Origin of the sequence: Arthrobacter sp. CAN_A214, assembly GCF_015751955.1 — a bacterium.
Taxonomy (GTDB): Bacteria; Actinomycetota; Actinomycetes; order Actinomycetales; family Micrococcaceae; genus Arthrobacter_D.
Map to the genome: position 1 here is coordinate 97810 of NZ_JADOUU010000008.1, position 25611 is coordinate 123420.

Sequence of the window (25611 nt, forward strand, 5' to 3'; positions counted from 1 at the left end):
GGGAGTGAAGACCATGGATGCGAGAATCCGCGAAATCCTGCCCATTCCAGAGCCGAAGCGTTCCATACCCACGTCGATGGACAGGAAGGACCAAACGGGCAGCTTCACCCCCGTTGCCGAATTGCGGCCCCCGGAGGGTGCGCCCAATGTGGTGGTCGTCCTCGTCGACGACATGGGGTTCGGAGCCTCGAGTGCCTATGGTGGGCCGTGCGAGATGCCGACAGCGGAGCGGCTGTCGGAGGACGGGTTGCGGTATAACCGCTTCCACGTGAACGCCCTCTGTTCGCCCACCCGGCAGTCACTCATGACCGGCCGCAACCACCACTCGGTCGGAATGGGCGTGACCAGCGAAATGGCTACTTCCGCTCCCGGATACACGGGTTTCCGGCCCGACAGTGCGGCAACCATCGCACAAACCCTCAGTGGCAACGGCTACAGCACAGCCGCATTCGGCAAATGGCACCAGACTCCACCGCGGGAGGTCAACGCCTCGGGTCCTTTCAACCGCTGGCCGACAGGGGAAGGGTTCGATAAGTTCTACGGGTTCATGGGCGCTGAGATGAACCACTGGTACCCGCAGCTCTACGACGGAACGACACCCGTGGAGCCGGATCGCCGGCCCGAAGACGGGTATCACCTGTCAGAAGACCTCGTCGACCGGGCCATCGATTGGGTTCAGCTGCAGAAAACGCTGACCCCGGACAAGCCCTTCTTCAGTTATGTGGCCTTCGGCGCAACCCATGCACCCTTTCATGTCAGCCCTGAATGGAAGAAGAAGTACGAGGGCCGTTTCGATGTCGGCTGGAATGCGCAGCGCGAGGCAACCCTGGCCCGGCAGAAGGAGATGGGAATCGTTCCTGAATCGGCCGACCTGGCTCCATGGGCGTCCAGCGTCCCGCAGTGGGACGAGCTCGACGACACCGAACGGCGGGTGGCATGCAGTTTCATGGAGACCTACGCCGGGTTCGCCGAGCACACCGACGCCCAGGTGGGCCGCTTCGTCGACGCGCTCGATGAACTCGGCGAACTCGAAAACACCCTGTTCATCTACATCATGGGTGATAACGGGGCCTCGGGTGAAGGCGGCATTGAAGGCACCACCCGCGAGCACCTGGTCGGCCACGGCTTCACCGACAGCACGGAGCGGATGGCCGAGCAGCTGGACTCGCTCGGCGATGCGAGCACCTATGCCATCTATCCGGTGGGCTGGGCGCTGGCGATGAACACTCCTTACCAGTGGACGAAACAGGTCGCCTCGCATTACGGCGGTACGCGCAACGGCATCATTATGCACTGGGGCAGCGGGATCGATGCCGGAGGGATCCGCGATCAATGGCATCATGTCATCGACATCGCCCCGACCATTTTCGAAGCGGCTCGCGTTCCCCTGCCGGTCTCGGTCAATGGGGTAGCCCAACAGCCGGTCGAGGGCACCAGCATGCTCTACACCTTCAAGGAGCCGTGGGCCGCGGACCGCCGCCGCACCCAGTACTTCGAGATGTGCGGCAACCGAAGCATCTATCACGAGGGCTGGACGGCTGTCACCCGGCATGGCACGCCGTGGGAGATGGTGCCGCAGGAACTGCCTTCCTTCGACGAGGACGTCTGGGAACTCTACGACACCACCACCGACTGGTCCCAGGCCCACAACCTCGCCGCCGACCATCCTGACAAGCTCCGCGAGCTACAGCAACTGTTCCTCATCGAAGCGAGCAAGTACAACGTCTTTCCGCTCGACGACCGGGTCACCGAACGGGAGAACCCGCAACTGGCCGGGCGCCTCGACCTCTTCGGGGACCGGAAGTCGGTGACCTACCGGGCCGGTATGGGGCGCTTCACCGAGGAAACCGCCCCGAACGTCAAGAACCGGTCGCACACTATTACCGCCCGGGTCGACATTCCCGACGGCGGTGCGGACGGCGTGATCATCGCGCAGGGCGGCCGCTTCGGCGGATGGTCCCTGTATGTCGCTGATGGTTGTTTGCGCTATGCGTACAACTGCTACGGTCGCGACCACTACACCGTCACCTCGGAGGAGCGACTGGGCGCCGGGAGTCACGAGCTGCGCATCCGGTTCCAGTACGACGGCGGCGGGCTCGGCAAGGGCGGCCATGTCGAGTTGAGTGCCGACGGGCGCATTATCGGCGAAGGGCGGGTGGAGCTTACGACCGCGTACTATTTTTCCTTCGACGAAACACTCAACATCGGCGTCGACCGCGGCACGCCGGTCACCGACGAATATGCCGCCGTGGACAACGCGTTCGCCGGCACTCTCCACACGGTCCGCATCGATCTGGATGGTGAAGACCCGACGGAGCAGGAGAGCGAGGCCGACCGTCAACGGCGGCTCCTCGCCCATCAATGACTACTCGTCGCTGATTACCCGGTGCTACGAACGAGGCTCTTCGCGTGTAGCGTCACCTCCGCGCGATGCTACCCGGTAGACCTGGTGCCCGAGATCATGCCTCTCGCATAGGTTGCCTGGCCCGCGTGCTGCAGGCAGTCGTCCAGGACGCTGACCAGCCGGACCAGCAGCGTCACCGGAGGATCCCAGTTCTCATCGACCACACGTTCGAGGTCTTCGTCCCTCACACGACGAATCAGTGTGAGGGAGCGGGAGTGCACCGCGTTGAAGTACTCGATGAGCTGCAGCGACGACTCCACTCCTACGGCGTCCACCTGGCCGCTTGAATGCCCGTAGCCCGTATCGAGCGGGTCGAGCGAGAGTCCCCAGCGCTCCGCCCACCCGTCCCTCAACCACAGCTCATCCTCGCCGAACGCCTCCGCGAAGTGGCTGTCCTGCACCCGGGTGAGGTGCCACACGAGCCAGGCGATCGAATTGCCGGTGCCGCCCGGCCGCTCGACGAGGGCGCCGCCGTCGAGCCCTTCCACTGCAGCTCCAACCAGAGCCGGCAGCCTGCCGTATCCCTCAAGGAGTATGTCCGATGACTGCATGTCCCATTCCCCCATTCGTTGCCGGCCTGCTGAGCCGATATTCGAGTCCGGTCCGGGCCATCGGCCATTCCGATGCCGTGATCGAGAAGACGACGGTGTCACGAACGGTGCCGTCCGGCATCCGCAGGTGCGAACGTAGCACGCCATCCTGTCTCGCACCCAGCCGCGCGATCGCACCGCGCGACTGCAGGTTGTGCCAGTGGGTGCGGAACTCGACGGCGGCGCAGCCCTCCACCTCGAAGGCATGCGCCAGCAGGAGGAGCTTGCTGTCCGCATTCGATCCGGAGCGATGGAAGGAGGCCCGGCTCCAGGTGTAGCCGATCTCCGTGCGCGGAGTGGTGCGATCGATGTTGCAGTAGGTCGTCATGCCGATGACGACGCCGGTCCGCGCGTCGATCGCGGTGAACGGCACCATGCTGCCCTCCTCCTGCAGTGCGAGCCGGTGGTCGATCTCGTCCGCCATGGCCTCGGGCGTGGGGATACGGGTGTACCAGAGCTTCCACAGCTCACCGTCCCGGACAGCGTCGACCAGCCCTTCATGGTGGTTCTGGGAAAGCGGCTCAAGAACCACTCGGGAGCCGCTCAGCGTTCCGGGAGAGAATCTCATGACTTATCTATACAATGCGTACGCGCAGGGAACCAACGGGAGTACTTTGAATTATGAGAAAGCACTCCAGCCCCGCTCGACGCCGCGCAGGCGCCCTCACCCTCCTCTCCGCGCTCGTGTTCACCAGCGCCGGCGTCAGCCCTGCTGCCGCTCACTCCCCCGGCCCTATCGACTACGTAGCGCTCGGCGACTCGTATGCCTCCGGCTTCGGCGCGGGCTCCTACGGGAATTCCGGTGCGGGCCCCGAGTACGGAGTGCAGTGCGGCCAGTCACCGTTCGGGTTACCGGGCCTCCTCGACGCGCAGAAGAAGGTCGAACTGGTGGGGAACAGAACCTGCGCAGGTGCGCTCGCCTCGACCCTGGCGGGAGGGGCCGTGGACGTTCCCGAGCAGGTGGCAGCCCTTGAGGCAACCCGCGTCCTGAGCAAGCGCACTGATCTGGTCACCGTATCGGCAGGCGGTAACGACGTCGGCTTCGGTGACGTGGCGACTGCTTGCTTTGTGTCTGAAGCAGCCTGCGCCCAGGCCATCGACAGCAGCCAGAAAGTTCTGCTGCCTGCCCTCGCCGACAAACTTGAAGCCCTTTACGAACAGATCGAAGATGCAGCGCCCAAAGCGACAGTCGTGGTCACGGGATACCCGCACCTGTTCTCCCCGGGTGCCGCCGTTCCCCTTCCGATCAGCTTAAGATCACAGAAGCTGTTCAACGACGCGACCGATGCTGTCAATGCCGCGATCAAGGACTCAGCGGAAGACGAGGGTTTCATTTACGTCAACACCGTGGGGAAATTTGAAGGGCGCGGAGTCGGCACAGTTGATTCCTGGATCAATTTCGGAGTCCCGAACGAGCCCGGCAACCTGCACCCCAACGCCAAGGGCTACGAACTGGGCTACCTTGCCGCGGTCCAGGAGCGGGTGGACCTGACGAGACCCGGAAGAATCGGCAAGGACTAGCTCCAGTCGAAGAAACCTATTCCGGTCTTCCTTCCCAGTTCACCGCGGGCCACCTTCTCCCGGAGGATGGCCGGCGGTGCGAACCGGGCACCGAGCGTCGATTCGAGGTACTCCGCGATCCCGAGCCTCACATCAAGGCCTACGAGGTCCGTGGTCCGCAGCGGCCCCACCGGGTGCTTGTAGCCCAGCACCATTGCGGTATCGATGTCGGCGGCGGAAGCCACGCCCTCCTCCACCATCCGCATCGCTTCAAGGGCGATGGCCACCCCCAACCGTGAGCTTGCGAAGCCCGGGGCATCGTTCACCACGATCGGGGTTTTCCCGAGAGCAGTCACCCATTCCCCGGCGGCGTGAGCGGTACCCGGCGACGTCGTCGTTCCCAGTACCACCTCGATCAGGGTTGACGCCGGAACGGGATTGAAGAAGTGCAAACCGCAGAACTCTGCAGGCCGGGCCAGTTGCGCCGCCAAGGCGTTCACCGAGAGCGACGACGTATTGGTGGCGAGCCACGCCCCGGCCCGCAGTTCGGCCTCCACCCGCTTCAGTGCCGCTGCCTTCAGATCGAAGTCCTCGGGCACCGCTTCGATGACGAGACCGCATCCGGCAAAGGCCGCGTAGTCCGCGGCCACCGACACGCGGAATTCCAGCGCATCGAGGGGCTCCGCAGTGGTGCCCCGCTCCACACTCCTGGCCAACGCGGAGTGCACCCGGTCCCTGCCCGCTGCCGCAGCAGCTTCGTCTCGTTCCACCACCACGACCTCCGCACCGGCAAGACAGAAAGCGTGCGCTATTCCTGCACCCATCCTCCCGCCACCCAGTACACCCACGCGATTCGGGATAGGCATCAGCGGTCCTTCTTCCGGTCGAGGAATTCCTGCATGAGTGCAAATTTCGCATCGGACTCGAAGAGGATGCCCTGCGCCAGCTGGTCGATCACTGGGTGTGCCTCCGCCGGCGCATGGAAGACGCTCTTCGTGATCCGGATGGCGAGCGGGTCCTGCCGGGCAATGCGGTCCGCAAGGGCGTGGGCGGCGTCGAGCAATGCCTCCGGCTCGTGGATCTCCGTGATGAGACGGGCGGCGAGCGCCTCGTCGGCCCCCAATACACGGCCGGCCAGCAGGATTTCCTTGGCCAGCGGCTCCCCCACGAGTTCCTTCAGGCGCCAGGTGGCACCGGCAGCTGCGAGGATCCCGAGGCCTGTCTCGGGGTTGCCGATCCTCAGGCTGGGCGTTCCGATCCGGAAGTCGGCGGCGTAGGCGAGTTCCGCTCCCCCGCCGAGCGCGTAGCCGTCCAGTGCAGCGATGACCGGCATCGGCAGCCGGGCGATCCGCGTGAAGAGGGTTGAGTTGATTCCCGCAAGGGCGTCGTCCCGGCGTCGCTCGCGAAGCTGGCCGATGTCTGCGCCTGAAGCAAAGACACCCTGCGTCCCGGCGAGGATCAGGATCCGCGGTTCGCGCTCCAGCCGGCCGCACACCTCATGCAGCTCGTCCACCATCTGCTGATCGATGGCGTTGCGCGCCTCGGGCCTGTCGAGCTGCACCAGCAGCCCGCCCCGGGTGTCATCGATGCGGAGGGTGGCCGTGCCGGTCACTACACGGCCTCGAGCAGCATGGCGGTTCCCTGTCCCACTCCCACACACATTGTTGCGAGCCCGATCCCCGCTCCGCCGTTGCGCAGCTCCCGCTCCATCCTGCCCATCAGCGTGATGGCGATGCGTGATCCCGAGGATCCGAGGGGGTGCCCCAGCGCGATCGCGCCGCCGTCGCGGTTCACGATGTCCTCATCCAGCCCGAGCCGGCGAATGCAGGCGAGAGCCTGCGGAGCGAACGCTTCATTGAGCTCGACGGCGCCGAGGTCGCCGATGCTGAGCCCTGTCCTTTCAAGGATCTTCTGGGTGGCCGGGACCGGCCCGATACCCATGATCTCGGGGGGCACGCCCGCGGAGGCTCCGTCGATGATGCGAGCCCTCGCAGCGAGGGAGAAACGCTTCACCGCAGCTTCGGATGCCACGATGACGGCGGAAGCACCATCATTGAGCGAGCTCGAGTTGCCTGCCGTGACAACGCCATCGGGACGCACCACCGAGCGGAGGCCCGCCAGTGTTTCAAGGCTGGTGTCGGAGCGCGGACCCTCGTCAGTGGTGACGGAGAAGGAGCGCTTTCCCTGGTTCACCTGGACTGCCACGATCTCGTCGTCGAACCGGCCCGCTTCGATGGCGGCGACTGCGCGCTGGTGGGAGCGCAGTGCAAAGCGGTCGGCGTCGTCGCGCGAGATGCCATCCACGGTGGCGAGTTCCTCGGCCGTCTCGGGCATCGAGAAGGTGAGCTTGTCTCTCGCCGCAAGCTGGGGGTTGGTGAACCGCCAGCCGATGGAGGTGTCGAAGACGTCTCCTGGTTTGGCGAAGGCCTTGCCCGGCTTTTCCATGACCCACGGCGCCCGACTCATGGATTCGACGCCGCCCGCCACCACGATGTCAGCGGCGCAGGCCTTGATCATGTGCGAAGCCATGAGAATTGCCGAAAGCCCCGAGGCGCACAGCCGGTTGACGGTGACGCCGGGAATGCTGTCCGGTAGCCCTGCGAGCAGGGTCGCCATGCGAGCGACGTTGCGGTTCTCCTCGCCCGCCCCGTTCGCGTTTCCGAGGATCACTTCGTCGACACTCGCGGGATCGATCCCCGCCCTGCTCACGGCTTCACGCACCACGAGCGCCGCGAGGTCGTCAGGGCGAACACCCGAGAGCGCTCCGCCGTACCTACCGACAGGGGTGCGTACCCCACCCACCAGGAAAGCTTCAGCCATGGCCGTCTCCATCGTCGTTGGTTTTTTGAAACCGGTATTTACCGACCGATCGTTCTGTAAAAACTGTAGCAGGAATACTCCGATACCGGCCGGCCGAGTGTGCCACCGAGACCCTGGTGCCATGGCATCGGGCGCTCCTCGTGCGATCGGGGCCGAACACTCTCCGAACCACGCGGGGATCCCGCAGCAATACGGACCGGATCTGTCCGTAATGCCCTTTCCCGCTCCGATGCCGCTCCCCTAACCTTTCCCCATGGGTCTCAACGTCCAGATCACGATCGACGGCACCGACCCCCACGCGCTGGCCGATTGGTGGGCAGAAACGCTGGAGTGGGTTGTCGAGCCGACGAACCAGGCGTTCATCGACAAGATGCTGGAAGCGGGTCATGCCCGACCCGACGACCTGATGGAGCACGGAGGCACCCGGGTATGGAAGGGCGGCGCCGCAATTTGTCGGCCCGAGGAAGTAGGAACCAAAGGGCGGCAACGAATCTTGTTCCAACCCGTCCCCGAGCCGAAAACCGGGAAGAACCGGGTTCATCTGGACATCAACCTCGACGACGGGGACAAGGACGTCCTGCGGGCCTCCCTCGAGGCGCGCGGCGCGAGGTTCCTGTATCAGGCCTCACAGGGGCCGCACACCTGGTACACGATGGCCGACCCCGAGGACAACGAGTTCTGCATCGGGTAGGTCCACCGCAAAGAAACCGTATCCCGTCCGGAATCCGCTGCCCGGCTAGACTCGGCTGGTGACATTCGATCTTCCCTCCCAGGTATCCGACATCTTCGACCCCCCCAGGTGGCGCGTCGTGTCAGGCTTCGAGGACTTCGCCGACCTGACCTACCACCGCCAGGTGGAACGGGACGCTGACGGACATGTCCTGCGGGACCTGCCCACGGTGCGTATCGCCTTCGACCGTCCGGAAGTCCGTAATGCCTTCCGGCCCGGCACCGTGGACGAGCTGTACCGAGCCATGGACCACGCCCGGATGACACCGGATGTAGCGACGGTGCTCCTGACGGGCAACGGCCCGTCCCCCAAGGATGGTGGGCACTCATTCTGTTCGGGAGGCGACCAGCGCATCCGTGGGCGCGACGGCTACCGCTACGCGGAGGGCGCGACGACCGAGACGATCGACCCGGCACGCGCAGGCCGCCTGCACATCCTCGAGGTGCAGCGACTGATGCGGACCATGCCCAAGGTGGTGATCGCCGTCGTCAATGGCTGGGCCGCGGGCGGCGGGCACAGCCTGCACGTGGTGGCCGACCTGACGATCGCCTCCCGGCAGCACGGCCGCTTCAAGCAGACCGACGCGACGGTGGGAAGCTTCGACGCCGGGTACGGCTCGGCACTCCTGGCCCGGCAGATCGGCCAGAAGAAGGCCCGTGAAATCTTTTTCCTGGCACGCGAATATACCGCGGAGGACATGGTGGCCGCAGGAGCGGTGAACGAGGCCGTGGATCACCAGTTCCTCGAGGAAACGGCACTGCGTTACGCCGCGGACATCGCGCGCCAAAGCCCCCAGGCCATCCGCATGCTCAAGTTCGCCTTCAACCTGGCCGATGACGGCCTCGCAGGCCAGCAGGTGTTCGCTGGTGAGGCCACTCGTCTGGCTTACATGACCGATGAGGCTACCGAGGGCAAGGAAGCCTTCCTGGAAAAGCGGGAACCCGACTGGTCCGCCTTCCCCCACTACTTCTAGGACCCGCATGGAACTCCTTCCGATCCACACCCCCGCCGGCTTCGACCCACTCGCCATGCTCAAGCCCCTCGCCGACGCACTTGCCGGGGAAGGGCCTGCGGTCGCCCCACACAGCGAACCCGGCCAGCGGTTCGAAGGTGAACTGCCCAACGACGAGGTCGCGGCGGTCATCAGTACGTCCGGGTCCACCGGCATCCCCAAACAGACCCTGCTGAGCGTCGACGCCCTCGCTGCCTCGGCGATGGGGACCGCCCTGGCGTTGAAGGCCGAGGGTCAGTGGCTCCTTGCCCTTCCCGTCCACTATGTTGCGGGATTCCAGGTGCTCGTGCGCTCGCTGTATGCCGGAACGCAGCCCTGGGCCCTGGATACCGCGCAATCGTTCACGCCTGCTACCTTCACCGACGCTGCCGGTGAGCTCACCGACCGCGTACGGTTCACGTCACTGGTACCCACGCAACTGCAGCGGCTCCTGACCGATCCCTCCCCGAGAACCCTGAAAGCCCTCAAACGCTTCGACGCGATCCTGCTCGGTGGAGCCCCCGCTGGCTCAGCCCTGCGGAGCGAGGCCCGGAAACACGGACTGAGGATCGTGACCACCTACGGGATGAGTGAGACGTGCGGCGGGTGCGTGTACGACGGCGTGCCGCTCGACGGCGTACAGGTCACCTCGGAGGAGGGCCGACTGTGGATCGGCGGGGCGGTCCTGGCTGACGGATACCTCAACAGCGCCGAGCTCACCGACGAGCGCTTTCCCTTCAACTCCGGACAGCGCTGGTTCCGGACCGACGACGCCGGAGATGTCGCCCCGGACGGAACGGTTTCCGTAGGCGGGCGCATGGATGACGTCATCATCACCGGCGGCCTGAAGGTGTCGGCAGCCAGAGTGGCAGAGGTCATCGAATCGATCCCCGGAGTGAGTCAGGCACTCGTCGTCGGCATCCCGAGCACTCAGTGGGGCACCGCCGTGGCTGCCGCCGTCGTCGGCACCGCGGAAGCCCAGCTGGTGCGCCAGCGTGTGCAGGACGCGCTCGGTGCCCACGCGGTGCCGAAGTCGGTCCTGGCGCTCGATGCGCTGCCGCTCCTGCCAGGCGGAAAGCCCGACCGCAGGACCATTCAGGCACTGCTCGGAAAAGCCGGATCCTGACCGGGCTCGCCGGCCATCCACCCGAACTCGCTCAACCAGCAAAGGAACTTCCGTGGCGACTGCCGCTCAATGGCTCGAGGGAGCCCGCCCCCGGACACTGCCCATGGCCGTGGCGCCCGTGATCGTCGGCAGCGCGGCAGCCTACGGACTGGGCGGTTTCCGGCCTCTCAATGCCGTACTGGCTGCCGTCGTGGCAATGCTGCTGCAGGTCGGCGTCAATTATGCGAATGACTATTCCGACGGTATCCGCGGCACTGATGACAACCGCGTGGGTCCGCTGCGGCTCACGGGATCGGGAGCCGCAGCGCCGCGGCAGGTCAAGTTCGCAGCCTTCGCCTGCTTCGCCGCCGCCATGGCCGCCGGTCTGCTGCTGATCATTCTCTCCCAGGCATGGTTCCTGCTACTGGTGGGAATCGGCTGCGTCGCTGCAGCATGGGGCTACACGGGGGGCAGGAACCCCTACGGCTACCGTGGCCTCGGCGATGTCTTCGTCTTCGTGTTCTTCGGCCTCGTCGCGACGCTCGGCACCACCTTCACCCAGGCGGGGCAGCTGAGCGCTCCCGCCTGGATCGGTGCAGTGGGCACCGGATTGATCGCCATGGCCCTGCTCATGGCCAATAACGTGCGCGACATCCCGACCGACCGAGAAGTTGGAAAACTAACGCTCGCGGTACGTCTCGGCGACCCGGCGGCACGGGCGACCTACGTCGGGATGCTGGCGGCAGCCGTCCTGCTGCCCCTGGCGCTGGTACCCAGCTACCCCTGGGTCCTGCTGGTTCTCCTACTGGTCCCGGCTTGTCTTGCACCGAGCAGGGTGATGATCAGGGGCTCCCGGCGCGAGAGCCTGATTCCCGTGCTCAAGCAGACAGGGCTCATCAACCTGGCCTTCAGCCTGCTGTTCGGCCTGGGAATCGTGCTGTCCGCCGCGCTGGGCTAGCGGGCAGTCGCACCGCAGCCGGCTTTGCCGTGGCTAGTTCTGCCGAGGTCGGCGAGCCGCGTTCACTGCTGCATTCGAATCGAAGCGGTCCTCGGCCTCGGCGTCGTCGAGCTCCATTCCGTTCCGCACAGGGGGCGCGCCGTCCTTGAAACGCCGCTGGAGGTCGGCCGCCGCGTCGTCGCGCATCGGCCGGAAGAACAGGTACGTGATGCACCAGGCGAGGATGGCTGCGACCACCGCGGAGAGCACCGCACCGAGCTGCAGGAACATGCAGAGAACGAAGAAAACGATCACGAGCAGGAGCCGGAGGGCTGTGAATTTGAGGAAGGCCACTGCTCAAGTTTACTCGCCTACACTTGGAGTATGCCGCGCCTCTTGCTCTTTCTGGCGATTCTCGGAGTCGCCGTCATCATCTACGCACTGATTGACTGCATCATGAGCAAAAGGCATGAGGTGCGCAGCATTTCGAAGCCCGCCTGGCTCGTGATCATTCTTCTGCTGCCCCTCATCGGGACCGCGATGTGGTTCCTTTTCGGCCGTCCGCGCTCCACCCCGCCCGGCCCTCCGCGGCCCGCCCGCCGGCATCCGACCGCCCCTGACGACGACCCCCAGTTCCTGCAGAACCTGGAGACCAAGCGCCGCCAGCAAGCCCGAGAAACGGAACGGCGCCGTAAGGAACAGGAGCTCAAGGCTCGCGAGGCGGAGGCGAAAAAGAAGAAGGGCACCAGCGACGGCGGAAAAGCCGGCGGTACCGCCACTCCGGGAAACTCCACCACCCCCGTCAACCCGGTCAACCCGGTCAACCCCGTCAAGGGACAGTCGAAGGACGACGACGCCGGACCCGCCAGCACCGACGCCGAGCGCCCCAAGAACCCCTAGCCGGCCCGAAGGACGACAACGCCGAAGGGTGCGCGCTGCCCGCCATGCGTAGCCCCGGAGAGCAGCGCAGCAACGGCGGGGGTATGGCGTCAACACCCACCGCCAGTGCGCACGTCCCGCGACAACCCGCTCCGCTGGTCTCCACTCGGCCGGTCTCCGCTCGGCTAGACCCCCGAGTAGCTGTGCAACCCCGAGAAGTAGATGTTCACGATGGTGAAGTTGAACACGATGCAGAGGTAGCCGATGATCGACAGCCACGCGGCGCGCGTACCGGTCCAGCCGCGGGTGGCGCGCGCGTGCAGGTATCCGGCGTAGACGGTCCAGATCACGAACGTCCACACTTCCTTGACGTCCCAGCCCCAGTACCGACCCCACGCCTGCTCGGCCCAGATGGCACCGGCGATCAGGGTGAACGTCCAACCCACGAAGGCGATCGCGTTCAGCCGGTAGGAGAGATTCTCGAGGCTGAGGGCGGAGGGAACAACCCGCATGAACTTTGCATTGTCGGGTCGCCCGGCAGCAACCTTCGCTTCACGCGAGGTCTGCACCAACTGGAGGATGGACATGGCGAACGTGATCGTGAACAGGGCCGACGACGCCACCGCCACTGACACGTGGACCACGAGCCAGTAGCTTTGGAGGGCTGGAACGAGGCTCGCCACGGGGGTGGGGAATCCGACGGTCGCGGCGCACAGCATCAACACCACGAGGCCGATCACGAAGGATCCGACGAAGCGCAGATCCTTGCGGGTGAGGGTGACCAAAAAGATCACCGCGACGAAGAAGGCTCCCGTGGTGCAGAACTCGTACATGTTGCCCCAGGGAACCCGATTCGCTGCGAAGCCGCGGGTGACGACGGCCACGCCATGTATGGCGGCGGCGACCACTGTCAGTGCTACCGCGATGCGGGCTGAAGACCTCGGACGACCAGAGCCATAGTCCATCGAGTCATCGGCGGTCGCGACGTCGGGCGGCACCACGGCGGACGTACCCGACCGCCCACCCACTCCGGTCAGCACAGCCTGCTCCTGCGCAAGCCGGGCCTCGACGCCGCTGATGGTCTTGCTCGACTTCACCAGGTCCAGCACGAAGAAGACGAACGCCGCCATGTAGGCGATGGAGGCGAGGAGCATGAACAGCTCGCTGATCCCGCCCAGTTCAGTGTTAACGCTTGGCATTACTTGTCCTTAGCATCGTTGTGGGATTCCCCAGTGCCGGAACCGGCGGCGCGCGCTCCCGCGGTCTGCAATTCATTTTCGCCTGTGCGCTGCTGCTGCACCAGCCAGCGCTTTGCGAGAAGACCCTCGACGGCCTTCGCTTCGCCAGACAGCCGATGGTCCGAGCCACGGGCCAGGAGCCCGTACTCAACCATCACGCGGCCGTCGGCATGCGCCCCCGTCCGCACCCACAGCCTCCGCCGTCCGATGAACAGCGAGGCGGAGAGCCCCGTCAGCGCGAGGGTCGAGAACACCAGCGCCCCGAGCTGCCCCGGATCGTGGTGGACGTCGAGGGCAACGTAGCGCCGGAGGCCTTCGAAGGTGATGGATCCCTTGCCCTCCGGCAGTTCGTAGGTCTCTTCGGCACCGAGGGTGATGCCGCCGTTTTCGCTGGTGCGACTGTTGAGTTCGGTGAGGTCCTCGGTGTCGAGCACGTAGACGTTCTTGGGATTCCCTTCATCCAGCCCAAGGTCGCCGTAGTAGGCGTTGAGGTTCAGCTGGGGGTTGAACGGATCGGGATCCCTGGAAAAGGACACCCCAGCCTCATCAACGAACGCCGTGGGCAGGAAGAAACCCACGAACCCGAGCTGCTCGGGCTTCGCATCAGGGGCTTTGATGACCACCAGCGAGGTGTAGAGGCCGTCCGAGGGTACCGAGACGACGGGGCCTTCCAGCGCGACGTTGCCCTCGCCGTCACGGATGGTGACCACCGGCGCGTAACCGTTCCCCACCAGGTAAACGCTGGTCCCGCCGATGGTGATGGGATCGTTGACTTTGAGGACCTGCTCCTCGGGCTCCGCACCGGGCCCGTCCTGCGTGGTGACGTTCGCGGTGAAGTCGATCGGGGAGCCGTAGTTGGTGGGCTGGGAACGGTCGAACTGCACGTCGAAGGCGTCCAGCCGGATGGAGTAGGGCTCAAGCTGGTCTCCCGAGAAGTTCGAACCCGGCGTGAACGAGTCATAACCAACGAGGGTATTGACGAAGCTGTCACCCTCCACGATCACCTTTTGCCCGTTGTACCCGAAAAGGCTTCCCACGGCCACCGAAACCAGCACCCCGATCAGCGAAGTGTGAAAGACAAGGTTCCCCAGCTCCTTCGACAGCCCACGTTCGGCTCCCACCGAGGGGCGATCGGTTCCGGCATCCCTCACCTCCACGCGGTACCCGCGCTTCTTGAGGACGGCAGCGGCGTCGGCGGCAGCTGACGACGGCGTGATCCCCGACTCCGCAGCCCGGGCCGCCGGAATCTCCAGAGTTCCATAGACCGGCATCCTCGAGAGTCGTTTCGGTGTCCGCGGCGGTTGTGACCGCAGGGCCCGTCCATGGGCCATCGCGCGTGGAATCACGCACCCGATCAACGAGATGAACAGCAGCAGGTAGATGGCCGAGAACCAGACCGAGGAATAGACGTCGAAAAGCTGGAACCAGTCCAGGACGGGGCCGGTATCCGGGTTGTCCTGGATGTACTGCGTCACCACTTCGGGGTTGGCCGACCGCTGCGGGAACAGTGATCCAGGCACTGCCGCGACGGCAAGGAGCAACAGCAGAAACAGCGCGGTGCGCATGCTGGTCAATTGTGTCCAGGCCCACCTCAGCGTTCCGGTGAATCCCAGCGCGGGCAGGACGGCGTCGGACCGTACCTCCCGGCTGCTTTCCTTTTCCTTTGTCACTCTGACCTTTTCTTCTGTGGTGGTTCCTGGCTGGCTGGATTCCTGCGTAGAGCGCAGTGCGCTAGATGGGGAGCACCACGCTGTTGACGAGGACATCCTGGAGCTCGGTGATCCACAGGTTCCACACCCCGGTGACCATGAGCAACCCCACTGCGATGAGCATCCCTCCACCGGAGCGCTGCAACACGAGCCGGTGCTTTCGGAAGAACTTCACCGCCCCCATACCCCGGCGGACCCCGAGGGCAATGAGGAGGAACGGAAGGCCGAGGCCGAGACAATAAACGAACGTCAGCACCGCGCCCTTGAATGCGCTGGCATCATCACCGGAGATGGCGAGCAGCTGCACTGCTCCCAGGGTGGGACCGATGCACGGAGCCCAGCCGAGCCCGAACGTGACGCCGAGGAGCGGCGCGCCGATCAGTCCAGCGGGCACGCGCGCGTGAATGCGGCTTTCCCGCTGGAACCAGGAGAAACCGCCGATGAACACGACGCCGAGCAGGATGACCACTCCACCGAAAACCTGGATCAGCCAGTCCTGGGAGAGCCGAAGCCAGGAGCCGAGCGCACCGAACAATGCACCGTAGGCCATGAAGACCGCCGAGAATCCGAGGACGAAGAGGCCGATGCCGGCGAACATGCGCCCCCGCCGCTGCCGCTCGAGATCCACCCCGGTGAGGCCGGTGACATAGCCGAGGTACCCGGGGACGAGCGGTAGGACGCAGGGAGAGGCAAAGGAGACGAACCCAGCCAGCAGGGCCACTGGCAGAGCCAGGAGCATCGACCCGTTGAGGACGGCATCGGCGAAGGAATTATCGGCTGAGAGCAAGGGAAGGGAGAGTGCGGGCGCTGCGCCGGCGCTACTCTGCGAGAGCATCTTGGATCAGGGCCTTGAGGGTACTTCGCTCCGCCAGGCCCAGAATTCTTGCCGAGATCCGGCCCGCTTTGTCGAAAACCAGGGTTGTCGGCACGGCTTGCGGCGGCACATAGCTCGTCATGGCGAGGAGGACGCCGCCGTCCTGGTCATCGAAGCTCGGATAGGGGATGTCGAAGCTGCGCTCGAACGCTTCGGCCGTGGCCCGTTCGTCACGGATGTTGACGCCGAAGAACTGGGCACCCTGCGGCTCGAACTCGTCGTGCAACGCAACGAGGTCCGGGGCCTCCTTGCGGCATGGCGCACATGCGGCGTACCAGAAGTTGAGGACGGTGACGGTGCCCGTCCACTCGGCGCTTGACACCTGGGTTCCGTCGAAGAGCTTCCCCGTCAGGTCGACAGCCTCACCGCGCTCGCCGACCGCATATTCAGTGACCGAACCGTCGCCCGCAATATAGTTCTTGTTGTCTCCGGCTGCGGCCTGCTGCGCCAGCGGGTCCTCGGCAGCGCACGACGCAAGGGCCACTGAAGCAGGAAGGCCTACGGCAAGTGCGGCTCCGAACTTCAGGAGGGAGCGGCGGGCCATGGCGGGATTCGGTGTGTTCACGGCTTCTTTCACAGTTTTCTACAACGTGTAGTAATTCTATTACGCCCCGGGGACATTCGCCGCACCGGGCAGGAGATCAGCGCACGGCTCCGCATAACGGACTCTCGCGAGGGTCTCATCCGAGAAGTCCAGCGACGTGACGGAGGTCAGCGTGCACTCACGCTGCCGGGGGTCGTGCCACAGCCTGCGCCGCTCCGCTGCCAGTCGCGTGACCCAGATGGGCAACTGATGACCGACGAGGACCGCCTCCGCCGGCCGTTCGGGGTCGGTATTGCCGGACGCAAGGGTGATCGCGGCAGCACGGGCGTGGTGCACCGCTTCCATGACCCGGGTGACCTGCGCCGCATAGGGTTCACCCCAGGACGGCCTCAGAGGGTTGACCAGCAGCGGCCAGTAGCGGGGCTGTCTCAATCTGCTCTTGACGCCGGACATGCCCTCGAAACGGTTCTCGGCCTCGATGATCCGCTCCTCGGTGTGGACGTCGAGGTTCAGGGCCGCGGCGAGGGGCTGCGCAGTTTCCTGCGCCCGCGTCAGCGGCGAGGCGGCGAGATACACCAGGTTGGCGCCGTCGTTCCTTCGCTCCCCGAAATAACTCGCCATCTGTTCGGCCATCCGCTGGCCCAGCTCGGACAGGTGGAACTCCGGCAGCCTTCCGTAGAGGACGCCGTCGGGATTATGGACCTCACCATGGCGCACCAGGTGGACGGTTGCTAGGGGCATGATCCCAGTTTCCCAGAGTTCCTGCCGGGCGTTAAATTGCCCCTTGTCGGCCGTCGGCCAAAATTGTTGAAGATTTAACTGACGGATGGAATAAAAGATGCAAATGCATGCTTATATGGGTGTAACGACTTCCCACACCACCACAAGGAGATCCACCATGAGCATTCCTTCAGGACTCACCGCCGGCACCTGGGCCTTCGACCCCTCGCACAGCGAAATCGGCTTCAGCGTCCGCCACGCGGGCATCAGCAAGGTCCGCGGCAGCTTCACGGAAACCGACGCGGCACTGCAGGTGGGCCCCAGCCTCGAGGACTCCAAGGTCACGGCGACCATCAAGACGGCGTCGTTCTCCTCCGGTGACGAGAACCGCGACGGCCACGTACGGGGTGCCGACTTCTTCGACGTCGAGCAGTTTCCCGAGATGACGTTCGTCTCCACCTCCGTGACCGGAGCCGGTGAAACCTACGAGATCCAGGGCGATCTCACCATCCGTGGCATCACGAAGCCGGTGGTACTGGAAACCGAGTTCAACGGTGTCGCTGTTGATCCGTTCGGTGCTACCCGCGCCGGCATCTCCGGCTCCACGACCATCTCCCGCAAGGAGTTCGGCCTGACCTGGAACGCAGCCCTCGAAGCCGGCGGGGTGCTCGTCGGCGACAAGGTCACCATCACCGTCGACGCCGCGTTCGTAGCTCCTGCCGCCGCATAGCAACTGCTTACGCCCCGGCCCGGCGCCGGGTTAGCAGAACCCGACGCCTGCAGCCGCCGTCGCGCCCGACGTGGGTACGACGGCGGCTGCCGCCGTTAACGCATACCCGCGCCAAAAGGTGCAGGATAGGGGACAGGGATCCGCTTCCGGTGCAGGTGCCTGGTGCGGACCTCGCAGACAGACGTCCAGCACGAGGAAGGAAGCCTCCATGAGTACGCCGGCGAACACCCCAGGCAGCGACCCCCAGGATCCGAAGCGTCCCCAGTACGGCGAGAACATGCCGCAGCCACCGCAGTACGGGCAGAACACTCCCCAGCCACCGCAGTACGGGCAGAACACCCCCCAGCCACCGCAGTACGGGCAGAACACCCCCCAGCCACCGCAGTACGGGCAACAGGGACCATATGGCCAGCCCGGCTACTCCTACCCGGGCGGACAAACCGGCATGCCGGTCCAAGCGAAGGGTCCGGCTCCGCAGAAGGTCAATACCGCTTACTGGCTCATCATCGCTGCGGGGGTCGTCAACCTGTTCGCCTCCGTCTTCATGTCCCTGAACCCGCTGGGTGCGATCACGCCGGACCAGCTCGCCGACCTCGAGGCATCCGGGCTGGATCCCGCTTCGCTCACCAGCCTGATCTCCACCATCGTCATCGTGGTCGCGCTCATCTCACTGGCCCTGTATGTCCTGATCGCCGTGATGATCCGCCGCGGGAAGAACTGGGCCCGCATCACCGGCACCGTCTTCGCTGCCCTGTCGATCTTCGGCATCGCGTCGGGCTTCCTTGCTGCCATCTCGGTACTGCTCGGCATCGCCGGTATCGTGCTGTGCTACCTGAAGCCGTCGAACGAATACTTCGCGAAGCGCCCGCTGGGATACTAGCGGACGGGACGGGACTACGGCGCGGAGCGTGCGTCGGACACCGGGGGAAGTTCCGGTTCCTGCGCACGTTGTGCGTGATAGGCAAGAATCTGCAGCTCAGTGGACATGTCGACCTTGCGCAACTGCACGTGGGCAGGCACCGAAAGCACCACCGGAGCAAAGCTGAGAATGCTGGTGATCCCCGATTCCACGAGGCGGTCGCACAACTTTTGGGCCACGGCTGCGGGCACCGAAAGCACAGCCATGTTGGTACGGGTACGCTCAAGCACCACCTCGAGATCCTCTACGGCACTCACCCGCAGCCATCCCACTTCGGTCCCCACCACCAGTTGGTCGGCATCGAAGAGCGCCACGATTTCGAAACCCCGGGAGACGAAGCCCGAGTATCCTGCGAGTGCCCGGCCCAGGTTGCCCGCCCCGATGATCGCGACGCGCCAATCCAGCGTCAGGCCGAGCGCCGTCGCGATCTGCCGGTTGAGGTACTGAACCTCGTAGCCCACGCCCCTTGTGCCGTACGAGCCGAGGTAGGAGAGGTCCTTGCGCACCATCGGAGAATTGACTCCCGCGGCGTCGGCCAGCTCCTCGGAGGAAACCCGTTCAACACCCTCGGCCAGCAGCGAGTTCAGTGCGCGCAGATAAATGGTCAGCCGGGTGAGAGACGCTGGCGGAATCTCGCGTCCGCCATCGCCTACCGGGTGAAGCCCCTGCATGTTCGACGTCGTCACTTGTGTCTGCTCCATTGCGTCGCCTGGTATTGCCGGGAGTGGCACCCCCATCCGCGTGCCTGGCGATCCGCGGAAGTACCACCACTTTATGCCGCTGGTACAGACCCACCAAGCCGGGCCCCCGGCTTCCGCCGAAAGCGCGCTCAGCCCCCGAGAAGCTTTCGGAGCCGTGCCTCATCGATGACCCAGAAGTCCCGCTGCACGCCGTTGATCAACAGCACCGGAAGCTCTTCGGCGAACCGTTCCAGCAGATCGGGGGCGCCGACCACCGACTGCTCCGCCCAGCCGAGCCCAAGGCTCGCCGTGACGCGCTCCACCACGTCCCGCGCCTCCTGGCAGAGATGGCAATCCGGCCGCGTGAGCAGCACGACGTCCTTCGTTTCGCTCTCCGTGGGCAATGCGTCCATGGAACCCAAACTACTCTCCTGCCGGTGGAACGGCGCCCGCTTAGCAAGGACTTAGACTCAAGCTATGCCGGCAGCCACCTGGGGCACGACGCCCGCCTCGACGCGGCAGGGCCGTGCGCCCGGCGAGGCGGCCTTCTTCGATGTCGACAACACCCTGATGCGCGGCGCCAGCCTGTTCCACGTTGCGCGGAAGATGTACCAGCGCAAGGCCTTCACCCTGCGGTTCGCCGCCGGCCTCGCGTGGAAGCAGCTCCGCTTCATCATGCGCGGGGAAACCATGACCGACGTCAACTCCGTGCGGGATGCAGCGCTTGCCTTCGCCATCGGGATTGCGCATGCCGACATCCTTGCCCTCGGAGAGGAGGTCTACGACGAGATGATCGCGTCGAAGATCTGGCCCGGGGCGCGAGCGCTCGCCGAGCAGCATCTGAGTTCCGGCCGCCAGGTCTGGCTCGTCACCGGCACTCCCGTGGAGGTGGCCAGTGTCATTTCGAGCCGCCTCGGCCTGACCGGAGCGCTTGGTACCGTCGGGGAGGTTGCCGAAGGGCTGTACACGGGAAATCTCGTGGGTGACTTCCTGCACGGACCCGCGAAGGCGGCTGCGGTTGTCGACCTCGCAGCGAAGGAGAACCTGGATCTTGCGAAGTGCTGGGGTTACAGCGATTCCTTCAACGACATTCCCCTGCTCACCGTAGTGGGCCATCCGGTGGCCATCAACCCAGACACCAGACTGCGCCGCCACGCACGCGCCAACAACTGGCCGGTCTATGACTTCCGCAGCGGTCGCCGTGCGGCGACGCTGGGCCTCCGGGCCGCGACGGGCGCGGGTGCCGTCTACGGCCTCTGGCGCAGCTTTTCCCGGTTCCGCGCCCGCTGAGGGCCACTTCCGAGTCCGACGGCTCCCGGTTCCACATCCACTGACCGCCACTTCCGCGCCCGGCGTCGGAGCGCCTCCTGGCAGCTTAACGACATCCGGCCCGCCGCATCATCACTGGATGAAGCGACGGACCGGGGAAGACCGAGAGCGTCCACGCGAGCGAGGCACTGCTGCCGATGAGGGCCGCGCAGCCCTACTTCTTGTTGCGGCGCTGGTGGCGGGTCTTGCGGAGCAGTTTGCGGTGCTTCTTCTTTGCCATCCTCTTGCGGCGCTTCTTGATTACTGAACCCATAGAGTCCTCACAAACTTTTGTTGGTTTTCAGGGACCGTACCGGATCGGGGACCGATCCACGGCCGCCTGATGCTGACATTGGAAAAGAATGAGCGGCAGTCGAAAGCCGCCCAAAACGCTCCTTAACAGGGTACAGCCAAATGCTGTGGACCTTGACCGGGCGCTGTGCCCGGTCGCTGGAGCGGAACTGGACCGCACCCTAGGCGGTCTGCCCGTCCACCCGGGCGGACTCGAGATACTCCTGGACCGCGGACTCCGGCACCCGGTAGGACCTGCCGAACTGGACGGCGGGCAGCGCGCCCGCATGAACGAGCCTGTACACCGTCATCTTCGACACCCGCATCAGTTCGGCCACTTCGGCCACCGTCAGATACAACACATCCGAGAAGTTCGTCCCGTCTGCCATCCACCAATCCTTTTGCTCTAGGGCCGGCCCTTGAATCGGCACCATCAGGGATGCCACGGCTGCTATACGGGACAACGCGCTGCGGAAGTGAATTGTTCCGTCAAGGCCGTATGGTAGCTGGACATGCATCCGAGAGGAAGCCCCCGGAGCAAAAATAACCTGGGGTCAGCGCTCCTGGTCGCGCCTGCGCCGCAGCTGCGACAGAAGGTCCGCGGCGCGCTCCGCCGCCCGTCCCACGGTCCTGCCGAGGTGCTGCTGGCGGGTCCCCTCGGGTGGATTTCCGGGCCCGGTGTCCGCTCCGGCTCCTGCGGGCGGCCCTGGCGGCGCCGCCTGGGCGGGGTCGGCATCCGATCCGGGGACGGCCAGCGCCGCTGCGGCAAGGATCTCCGACCGGACGTCCCCCGTTTCCTCGCGCCCGGACACCCCGTCCACGAGTGGAACCTCCGCGGGCAGACTCGTGCCCGACATACCGCCTTCGTTCGGGACGGCCGCGGAGTGGTCCGCGAGCCGCGGGTCATTCCGAGCGAAGGAATCGAGCCATTCCACAATGCCGTGCAGTGGAGCTGTCTCCAGCGCGTAGTACCGTTTCTGGCCCTGCGCCCTCATCGACACCAGACCCGCTTCCCGCAGCACCTTCAGATGCTTGGAAATCGTCGGCTGACTCACGTTCAGTTCCTCGACCAGTTGGCCTACTGATTTGTCCCCTGCCCGGAGCCGGGCAAGGATCTCCCGCCGCGTGCCCTCGGCGATGACGGCAAATACATCGTCCATAATCATCTGCCTACCCTAGCGATATATGCGCCTGTGGGCATCTTCGAACACCGTATCCAGCCGAGGAATGCGACCTAGTCGAACCAGGGGTCGAGCCCGTGAAGGGGAAACACGGCTTTGCGCGTGGCCATGACGGTGCGGTCCAGCTCGTCGTTGGGGTCATAGCCCACTTCCCAGGATCGCCACCACAGCTCTGCGCCGTCACCCATCAGCAGCGGAGCCTCTGATCCGAACCGTTCGAGCACATGATCCCGCCAGGCTTGAGGAACCGGACTTCTCGGGTTCAACGGCGCTCCCGCCGCCACTGCTATCAGCAACGCCCAGGATCGCGGAACCACGCTCGTCAGGTTGTACCCGCCACCACCTGTGGAGAGCCACCGGCCGTCGCAGAACTGCGCGGCGAGGTCGCGCACGGCGAGCATCATGGCGTGCTGGGCATCCACGCTCAACCGCAGGTTGGTCAGCGGATCGGTGGTGTGGGAATCACACCCGTGCTGGCTGACGATGACTTCCGGTGAGAACACCCCCGCGAGTTGCGGAACGACGGCGTGGAACGCGCGCAGCACCGCGGAATCACCGGCGACAGTGGGCAGGGCGACATTGACGGCATATCCCTCGGCCTGCGCGCCACCGGTCTCATTGGCGAAACCGGTGCCCGGGAAAAGACTCATTCCGGTCTCGTGGAGGGAGATCGTCAGAACCCTCGGGTCATTCCAGAAGATGCTTTCCGTTCCGTCTCCATGGTGCGCATCGACGTCGATGTAGAGCACTCGCTGCACCCCACGGTCAAGCAGTCGCTGGATGGCTGCAGCGGCATCGTTGTAGATGCAGAATCCGCTCGCCTTCGACCGCGCCGCGTGATGCATGCCGCCACCGAAATTCACCGCGTGCACCGCTTTTCCCGAGACGATGGCATCGGCGGCCCGGAGGGAACCGCCCACCAGCCTCGCACTCGCCTCGTGCATACCGAGGAAGCCGGGGTTGTCGTCGGTACAGAGCCCCCACTCCGGCCGCGCGTCGCTGGGATTCGAACTCACCTCGCGGACAGCGGAGATGTATTCAGCACTGTGAACTGCCGCCAGTTCGCTGTCTTCAGCAACGAAGGGCTGCTCCACCGTCACGGCCGGCAGCTCCAGGAGACCGGCGTCCTGCGCGAGCAGGGCGGTCAGCGCAAGCCGCTCGGGATTCATCGGATGGTGCCCACCGAAATTGTAGGCAAGCATGGATTCATCCCAGACGACCTGTGTCGGAAGCGCGGGTGCGGAGTGGTTAGACATCAAGGACAGGGTACGCGATTCAGGAAATTCCTGACCACGAAGCCACAGTGGAAGTGATTTACTACTCGGAGGACCTTTTCGACGCCGCCTCCGCGGCGCAGACAGCAACGGGGCAGAGCGGGCGTCAATGGTAAGTCAACAGCCGCGGTGGCTGAGCGGCAATCAGAGCGGGTACTTTCGGCTCCTCGGCAAGATCCGGGATTTCCTCGACTCCTTCGCCAACTCATCACCCGCCCGGCTCGCCCTGTTCATCTTCTCCGCCGTCATCCTGGTCTTCACGGCACTCCTCAGCCTTCCGGCAGCCACAGCGGACCGCACGGCCACGCCCCTGCATGATGCCATGTTCACCGCTGTCTCTGCGGTCTGCGTCACCGGGCTCACGGTGGTCTCCACCGCCACCCACTGGTCATTCTTCGGTCAGTTGGTCATCCTTCTCGGGATCTTCGTGGGAGGCCTCGGCACCCTGACCCTTGCCTCCATGCTGGCGCTGGTGGTCAGCAAGCGCCTCGGCGTCCGGGGCAAGCTGCTTGCCCAGGCCTCTCTGAACAATGCCAGCCGACTCGGCGAGGTCGGTACCCTGCTGCGGATCGTCATCACCACTTCGATCGCCATTGAGATCGTGCTGGCCGTGGTGATGATTCCCCGCTTCATGGTGCTGGGCGAACCGTTCTGGCAGGCTGTCTGGCACGGCATCTTCTACTCCATTTCGGCCTTCAACAATGCCGGCTTCACTCCCCACTCGGACGGCCTCGTGCCCTATGAGACGGACCTGTGGATCCTGGTTCCGCTGATGGTCGGCGTTTTCCTCGGTAGCCTCGGCTTTCCGGTCATCATGGTGCTTCTCCAGCTCAAGTGGCGCTACCGGAAGTGGACCCTGCACACCAAACTCACGATTGCCGTCTCACTGATCCTCCTTGTGGTGGGAACCATCGCGTGGGCGGCCCTGGAGTGGGCGAATACGCGGACCATCGGCAACCTCAGCGCATCCGACAAGGTCATCCACGCCCTCTTCGCCTCCGTCATGACCAGGTCCGGAGGCTTCAACCTCGTGGATCAGGGCGCCATGGATTCCACCACCATGCTGCTCACCGATGCACTCATGTTCGCCGGCGGTGGGTCGGCGTCGACGGCGGGCGGCATCAAGGTGACCACCATCGCCGTCATGTTCCTCGCGATCGTTGCCGAAGCGCGTGGTGATTCCGACGTCCGGGCGTGGGGCCGGACCATTCCCCCGGGCGCCATGCGCGTAGCCATCTCGGTGATCTTCATGGGTGCAACGCTGGTCCTTGTGGCGACCGGAGTGATCCTCGCAATCTCCGGCGAGGAACTGAACCGTGTCCTCTTCGAGGTGATCTCCGCCTTCGCCACATGCGGGCTCAGCACCAACCTCAGTGCCGAGCTCCCGCCGTCGGGCAAGTACGTCCTGTCGGCCCTGATGTTCGCGGGACGCATGGGAACCATCACCCTGGCGTCCGCCCTCGCACTTCGCCAGCGCAGCACGCTGTACCACTACCCGGAAGAGAGGCCAATCATTGGCTGAAAGACCAGCACATAACGCACCGGTCCTGGTGATCGGCCTGGGGCGTTTCGGCGCTGCCACGGCCGAGCAGCTCGTGAAACAGGGCCGCGAGGTGCTGGCGATCGAGCGGGATCCTCAACTGGTGCAGAAGTTTTCGGGCATCCTGACCCATGTGGTCGAAGCCGACGCCACCAACCTCGATGCCCTCCGCCAGCTCGGGGCCCAGGAGTTCTCCGCCGCCGTCGTCGGTGTGGGAACCTCGATCGAGTCGAGCGTCCTGATCACCGCGAACCTCGTGGACCTCGGTATCGATCACCTGTGGGTCAAGGCGATCACGCCCTCCCACGGGAAGATTCTGAAGCGCATCGGCGCCAACCATGTGATCTACCCCGAAGCCGATGCCGGCCAGCGGGCCGCTCACCTGGTGGGTGGCCGGATGCTCGATTTCATCGAGTTCGACGACGGCTTCGCGATCGTGAAGATGTATCCGCCGAAGGAAACGCAGGGCTTCACTCTCGCCGAATCCAGTGTCCGGTCCAAGTACGGGGTCACGGTGGTGGGAGTGAAATCCCCCGGGGAGGACTTCACCTACGCCCGCGCCGACACGAAAGTCTCAAGCCGTGACATGCTGATCGTCTCGGGGCACGTGGACCTTCTCGAGCGTTTTGCGGGCCGTCCCTGACGCC

The 25611-nt window shown here is 65.0% G+C and carries 29 protein-coding genes; 12 read left to right on the forward strand and 17 right to left on the reverse strand.

The window, feature by feature from the left end; translation table 11 throughout:
- The first annotated feature begins 13 nt into the window (after positions 1 to 13).
- Positions 14 to 2365, forward strand: a complete 2352-nt coding sequence (locus IWX65_RS09325) for an arylsulfatase (RefSeq protein ID WP_196882414.1) — start codon at positions 14 to 16, stop codon at positions 2363 to 2365.
- Positions 2366 to 2433: 68 nt separating this feature from the next.
- Here the strand turns inward: IWX65_RS09325 and IWX65_RS09330 are convergent, their stop codons facing one another.
- Both IWX65_RS09330 and IWX65_RS09335 read right to left on the reverse strand, forming a co-directional pair.
- Entirely contained in the window at positions 2434 to 2955 is a 522-nt protein-coding gene (locus IWX65_RS09330; RefSeq protein ID WP_196882332.1) for a mycothiol transferase, read from the reverse strand.
- Positions 2930 to 3562 carry a GNAT family N-acetyltransferase gene (locus IWX65_RS09335; protein WP_196882333.1) on the reverse strand — a complete coding sequence of 211 codons (633 nt, stop codon included), beginning with the start codon at positions 3560 to 3562 and terminating at the stop codon, positions 2930 to 2932. Before IWX65_RS09335 ends, IWX65_RS09330 begins: the two co-directional genes overlap by 26 nt.
- Positions 3563 to 3615: 53 nt before the next feature.
- Between IWX65_RS09335 and IWX65_RS09340 the strand changes: the two genes are divergently transcribed.
- Positions 3616 to 4515, forward strand: a complete 900-nt coding sequence (locus IWX65_RS09340) for an SGNH/GDSL hydrolase family protein (protein WP_196882334.1) — start codon at positions 3616 to 3618, stop codon at positions 4513 to 4515.
- Here IWX65_RS09340 and IWX65_RS09345 read toward each other — a convergent pair.
- Genes IWX65_RS09345 through IWX65_RS09355 form a run of 3 tightly spaced genes read right to left on the reverse strand, consistent with a single transcriptional unit; the run spans position 4512 to position 7314 of the window.
- Complete coding sequence (locus IWX65_RS09345) at positions 4512 to 5360, reverse strand: 3-hydroxyacyl-CoA dehydrogenase family protein (RefSeq protein ID WP_196882335.1); 849 nt, start codon at positions 5358 to 5360, stop codon at positions 4512 to 4514. The genes IWX65_RS09340 and IWX65_RS09345 overlap by 4 nt on opposite strands.
- The gene (locus tag IWX65_RS09350) at positions 5360 to 6106 is read right to left on the reverse strand and encodes an enoyl-CoA hydratase/isomerase family protein (protein WP_196882337.1); all 747 of its coding nucleotides are present in this window, start codon (positions 6104 to 6106) and stop codon (positions 5360 to 5362) included. Before IWX65_RS09350 ends, IWX65_RS09345 begins: the two co-directional genes overlap by 1 nt.
- Positions 6106 to 7314, reverse strand: a complete 1209-nt coding sequence (locus IWX65_RS09355) for a thiolase family protein (RefSeq protein WP_196882339.1) — start codon at positions 7312 to 7314, stop codon at positions 6106 to 6108. The genes IWX65_RS09350 and IWX65_RS09355 overlap by 1 nt, the downstream gene beginning before the upstream one ends.
- Before the next feature lie 253 nt (positions 7315 to 7567).
- Here IWX65_RS09355 and IWX65_RS09360 point away from each other — a divergent pair, with 253 nt between their 5' ends.
- Genes IWX65_RS09360 through IWX65_RS09375 form a run of 4 tightly spaced genes read left to right on the forward strand, consistent with a single transcriptional unit; the run spans position 7568 to position 11098 of the window.
- Positions 7568 to 8005 (forward strand): VOC family protein, encoded by a 438-nt coding sequence (locus IWX65_RS09360; RefSeq protein WP_196882341.1) that lies wholly within the window; start codon positions 7568 to 7570, stop codon positions 8003 to 8005.
- Between the two features lie 58 nt (positions 8006 to 8063).
- Positions 8064 to 9017 (forward strand): 1,4-dihydroxy-2-naphthoyl-CoA synthase, encoded by a 954-nt coding sequence (locus IWX65_RS09365; RefSeq protein WP_196882343.1) that lies wholly within the window; start codon positions 8064 to 8066, stop codon positions 9015 to 9017.
- Positions 9018 to 9024: 7 nt separating this feature from the next.
- Positions 9025 to 10161: an AMP-binding protein gene (locus IWX65_RS09370; RefSeq protein ID WP_196882349.1), complete on the forward strand. Its 1137-nt coding sequence runs from the start codon at positions 9025 to 9027 to the stop codon at positions 10159 to 10161.
- A gap of 52 nt (positions 10162 to 10213) precedes the next feature.
- A complete protein-coding gene (locus IWX65_RS09375; RefSeq protein ID WP_196882350.1) occupies positions 10214 to 11098 on the forward strand; it encodes a 1,4-dihydroxy-2-naphthoate polyprenyltransferase in 885 nt (294 codons plus the stop codon).
- Positions 11099 to 11131: 33 nt separating this feature from the next.
- Here IWX65_RS09375 and IWX65_RS09380 read toward each other — a convergent pair whose 3' ends face one another.
- Positions 11132 to 11431 carry a DUF4229 domain-containing protein gene (locus tag IWX65_RS09380; RefSeq protein ID WP_196882351.1) on the reverse strand — a complete coding sequence of 100 codons (300 nt, stop codon included), beginning with the start codon at positions 11429 to 11431 and terminating at the stop codon, positions 11132 to 11134.
- 30 nt (positions 11432 to 11461) lie between these two features.
- Between IWX65_RS09380 and IWX65_RS09385 the strand changes: the two genes are divergently transcribed.
- Positions 11462 to 11977, forward strand: a complete 516-nt coding sequence (locus tag IWX65_RS09385; RefSeq protein WP_196882352.1) for a PLDc N-terminal domain-containing protein — start codon at positions 11462 to 11464, stop codon at positions 11975 to 11977.
- Positions 11978 to 12141: 164 nt separating this feature from the next.
- Here IWX65_RS09385 and ccsB read toward each other — a convergent pair whose 3' ends face one another.
- The 5 genes from ccsB to IWX65_RS09410 all read right to left on the reverse strand — a co-directional run bounded on the left by ccsB (position 12142) and on the right by IWX65_RS09410 (position 17062).
- Complete coding sequence (gene ccsB / locus IWX65_RS09390; RefSeq protein WP_196882354.1) at positions 12142 to 13155, reverse strand: c-type cytochrome biogenesis protein CcsB; 1014 nt, start codon at positions 13153 to 13155, stop codon at positions 12142 to 12144.
- Entirely contained in the window at positions 13155 to 14864 is a 1710-nt protein-coding gene (resB, locus tag IWX65_RS09395) for a cytochrome c biogenesis protein ResB (protein ID WP_334683774.1), read from the reverse strand. The genes ccsB and resB overlap by 1 nt, the downstream gene beginning before the upstream one ends.
- Positions 14865 to 14925: 61 nt before the next feature.
- Entirely contained in the window at positions 14926 to 15738 is an 813-nt protein-coding gene (locus IWX65_RS09400; RefSeq protein ID WP_442859182.1) for a cytochrome c biogenesis CcdA family protein, read from the reverse strand.
- Positions 15722 to 16321: a TlpA family protein disulfide reductase gene (locus IWX65_RS09405; RefSeq protein WP_196882416.1), complete on the reverse strand. Its 600-nt coding sequence runs from the start codon at positions 16319 to 16321 to the stop codon at positions 15722 to 15724. The genes IWX65_RS09400 and IWX65_RS09405 overlap by 17 nt, the downstream gene beginning before the upstream one ends.
- 60 nt (positions 16322 to 16381) lie before the next feature.
- On the reverse strand, positions 16382 to 17062 hold the full coding sequence (locus IWX65_RS09410) for a histidine phosphatase family protein (RefSeq protein ID WP_196882356.1): 681 nt from the start codon (positions 17060 to 17062) through the stop codon (positions 16382 to 16384).
- A 157-nt stretch (positions 17063 to 17219) separates the two neighbouring features.
- Here IWX65_RS09410 and IWX65_RS09415 point away from each other — a divergent pair, with 157 nt between their 5' ends.
- Positions 17220 to 17771 carry a YceI family protein gene (locus IWX65_RS09415; protein ID WP_196882357.1) on the forward strand — a complete coding sequence of 184 codons (552 nt, stop codon included), beginning with the start codon at positions 17220 to 17222 and terminating at the stop codon, positions 17769 to 17771.
- A 208-nt stretch (positions 17772 to 17979) separates the two neighbouring features.
- On the forward strand, positions 17980 to 18651 hold the full coding sequence (locus tag IWX65_RS09420; RefSeq protein WP_196882358.1) for a hypothetical protein: 672 nt from the start codon (positions 17980 to 17982) through the stop codon (positions 18649 to 18651).
- A gap of 14 nt (positions 18652 to 18665) precedes the next feature.
- Here IWX65_RS09420 and IWX65_RS09425 read toward each other — a convergent pair whose 3' ends face one another.
- Both IWX65_RS09425 and IWX65_RS09430 read right to left on the reverse strand, forming a co-directional pair.
- On the reverse strand, positions 18666 to 19361 hold the full coding sequence (locus IWX65_RS09425) for a redox-sensing transcriptional repressor Rex (RefSeq protein ID WP_334683779.1): 696 nt from the start codon (positions 19359 to 19361) through the stop codon (positions 18666 to 18668).
- A gap of 158 nt (positions 19362 to 19519) precedes the next feature.
- A complete protein-coding gene (locus IWX65_RS09430; protein WP_196882360.1) occupies positions 19520 to 19783 on the reverse strand; it encodes a glutaredoxin family protein in 264 nt (87 codons plus the stop codon).
- Between the two features lie 64 nt (positions 19784 to 19847).
- On the opposite strand from IWX65_RS09430, the gene IWX65_RS09435 reads away from it, so the two are divergent.
- Positions 19848 to 20660: an HAD family hydrolase gene (locus IWX65_RS09435; RefSeq protein ID WP_196882362.1), complete on the forward strand. Its 813-nt coding sequence runs from the start codon at positions 19848 to 19850 to the stop codon at positions 20658 to 20660.
- Positions 20661 to 20853: 193 nt separating this feature from the next.
- Here IWX65_RS09435 and IWX65_RS09440 read toward each other — a convergent pair whose 3' ends face one another.
- The 4 genes from IWX65_RS09440 to IWX65_RS09455 all read right to left on the reverse strand — a co-directional run bounded on the left by IWX65_RS09440 (position 20854) and on the right by IWX65_RS09455 (position 23406).
- Positions 20854 to 20952, reverse strand: a complete 99-nt coding sequence (locus IWX65_RS09440; RefSeq protein WP_003792170.1) for a 30S ribosomal protein bS22 — start codon at positions 20950 to 20952, stop codon at positions 20854 to 20856.
- 199 nt (positions 20953 to 21151) lie between these two features.
- Complete coding sequence (locus tag IWX65_RS09445; protein ID WP_196820751.1) at positions 21152 to 21358, reverse strand: helix-turn-helix domain-containing protein; 207 nt, start codon at positions 21356 to 21358, stop codon at positions 21152 to 21154.
- Positions 21359 to 21523: 165 nt separating this feature from the next.
- Positions 21524 to 22135: a metalloregulator ArsR/SmtB family transcription factor gene (locus tag IWX65_RS09450; RefSeq protein WP_196882363.1), complete on the reverse strand. Its 612-nt coding sequence runs from the start codon at positions 22133 to 22135 to the stop codon at positions 21524 to 21526.
- Between the two features lie 68 nt (positions 22136 to 22203).
- On the reverse strand, positions 22204 to 23406 hold the full coding sequence (locus IWX65_RS09455) for an acetoin utilization protein AcuC (RefSeq protein WP_442859183.1): 1203 nt from the start codon (positions 23404 to 23406) through the stop codon (positions 22204 to 22206).
- Positions 23407 to 23533: 127 nt separating this feature from the next.
- Between IWX65_RS09455 and IWX65_RS09460 the strand changes: the two genes are divergently transcribed.
- Both IWX65_RS09460 and IWX65_RS09465 read left to right on the forward strand, forming a co-directional pair.
- Positions 23534 to 24946, forward strand: a complete 1413-nt coding sequence (locus IWX65_RS09460; protein ID WP_196882365.1) for a TrkH family potassium uptake protein — start codon at positions 23534 to 23536, stop codon at positions 24944 to 24946.
- On the forward strand, positions 24939 to 25607 hold the full coding sequence (locus IWX65_RS09465; protein WP_026532943.1) for a potassium channel family protein: 669 nt from the start codon (positions 24939 to 24941) through the stop codon (positions 25605 to 25607). Before IWX65_RS09460 ends, IWX65_RS09465 begins: the two co-directional genes overlap by 8 nt.
- Positions 25608 to 25611 lie beyond the last annotated feature (4 nt).

Coding starts and splice junctions, on each gene's coding strand:
- IWX65_RS09450 (WP_196882363.1), bottom strand. CDS start 22,135: ATGATTATGGACGATGTATTTGCCGTCATCGCCGAGGGCACGCGGCGG.
- IWX65_RS09400 (WP_442859182.1), bottom strand. CDS start 15,738: ATGCTCTCGCAGAGTAGCGCCGGCGCAGCGCCCGCACTCTCCCTTCCC.
- IWX65_RS09435 (WP_196882362.1), top strand. CDS start 19,848: ATGCCGGCAGCCACCTGGGGCACGACGCCCGCCTCGACGCGGCAGGGC.
- IWX65_RS09410 (WP_196882356.1), bottom strand. CDS start 17,062: ATGCCCCTAGCAACCGTCCACCTGGTGCGCCATGGTGAGGTCCATAAT.
- IWX65_RS09420 (WP_196882358.1), top strand. CDS start 17,980: ATGAGTACGCCGGCGAACACCCCAGGCAGCGACCCCCAGGATCCGAAG.
- IWX65_RS09360 (WP_196882341.1), top strand. CDS start 7,568: ATGGGTCTCAACGTCCAGATCACGATCGACGGCACCGACCCCCACGCG.
- IWX65_RS09440 (WP_003792170.1), bottom strand. CDS start 20,952: ATGGGTTCAGTAATCAAGAAGCGCCGCAAGAGGATGGCAAAGAAGAAG.
- IWX65_RS09430 (WP_196882360.1), bottom strand. CDS start 19,783: ATGGACGCATTGCCCACGGAGAGCGAAACGAAGGACGTCGTGCTGCTC.
- IWX65_RS09325 (WP_196882414.1), top strand. CDS start 14: ATGGATGCGAGAATCCGCGAAATCCTGCCCATTCCAGAGCCGAAGCGT.
- IWX65_RS09345 (WP_196882335.1), bottom strand. CDS start 5,360: ATGCCTATCCCGAATCGCGTGGGTGTACTGGGTGGCGGGAGGATGGGT.
- IWX65_RS09340 (WP_196882334.1), top strand. CDS start 3,616: ATGAGAAAGCACTCCAGCCCCGCTCGACGCCGCGCAGGCGCCCTCACC.
- IWX65_RS09335 (WP_196882333.1), bottom strand. CDS start 3,562: ATGAGATTCTCTCCCGGAACGCTGAGCGGCTCCCGAGTGGTTCTTGAG.
- IWX65_RS09460 (WP_196882365.1), top strand. CDS start 23,534: ATGGTAAGTCAACAGCCGCGGTGGCTGAGCGGCAATCAGAGCGGGTAC.
- ccsB (WP_196882354.1), bottom strand. CDS start 13,155: ATGCCAAGCGTTAACACTGAACTGGGCGGGATCAGCGAGCTGTTCATG.
- IWX65_RS09425 (WP_334683779.1), bottom strand. CDS start 19,361: ATGCAGGGGCTTCACCCGGTAGGCGATGGCGGACGCGAGATTCCGCCA.
- IWX65_RS09415 (WP_196882357.1), top strand. CDS start 17,220: ATGAGCATTCCTTCAGGACTCACCGCCGGCACCTGGGCCTTCGACCCC.
- IWX65_RS09405 (WP_196882416.1), bottom strand. CDS start 16,321: ATGGCCCGCCGCTCCCTCCTGAAGTTCGGAGCCGCACTTGCCGTAGGC.
- IWX65_RS09355 (WP_196882339.1), bottom strand. CDS start 7,314: ATGGCTGAAGCTTTCCTGGTGGGTGGGGTACGCACCCCTGTCGGTAGG.
- IWX65_RS09455 (WP_442859183.1), bottom strand. CDS start 23,406: ATGTCTAACCACTCCGCACCCGCGCTTCCGACACAGGTCGTCTGGGAT.
- IWX65_RS09385 (WP_196882352.1), top strand. CDS start 11,462: ATGCCGCGCCTCTTGCTCTTTCTGGCGATTCTCGGAGTCGCCGTCATC.
- IWX65_RS09445 (WP_196820751.1), bottom strand. CDS start 21,358: ATGGCAGACGGGACGAACTTCTCGGATGTGTTGTATCTGACGGTGGCC.
- IWX65_RS09330 (WP_196882332.1), bottom strand. CDS start 2,955: ATGCAGTCATCGGACATACTCCTTGAGGGATACGGCAGGCTGCCGGCT.
- IWX65_RS09370 (WP_196882349.1), top strand. CDS start 9,025: ATGGAACTCCTTCCGATCCACACCCCCGCCGGCTTCGACCCACTCGCC.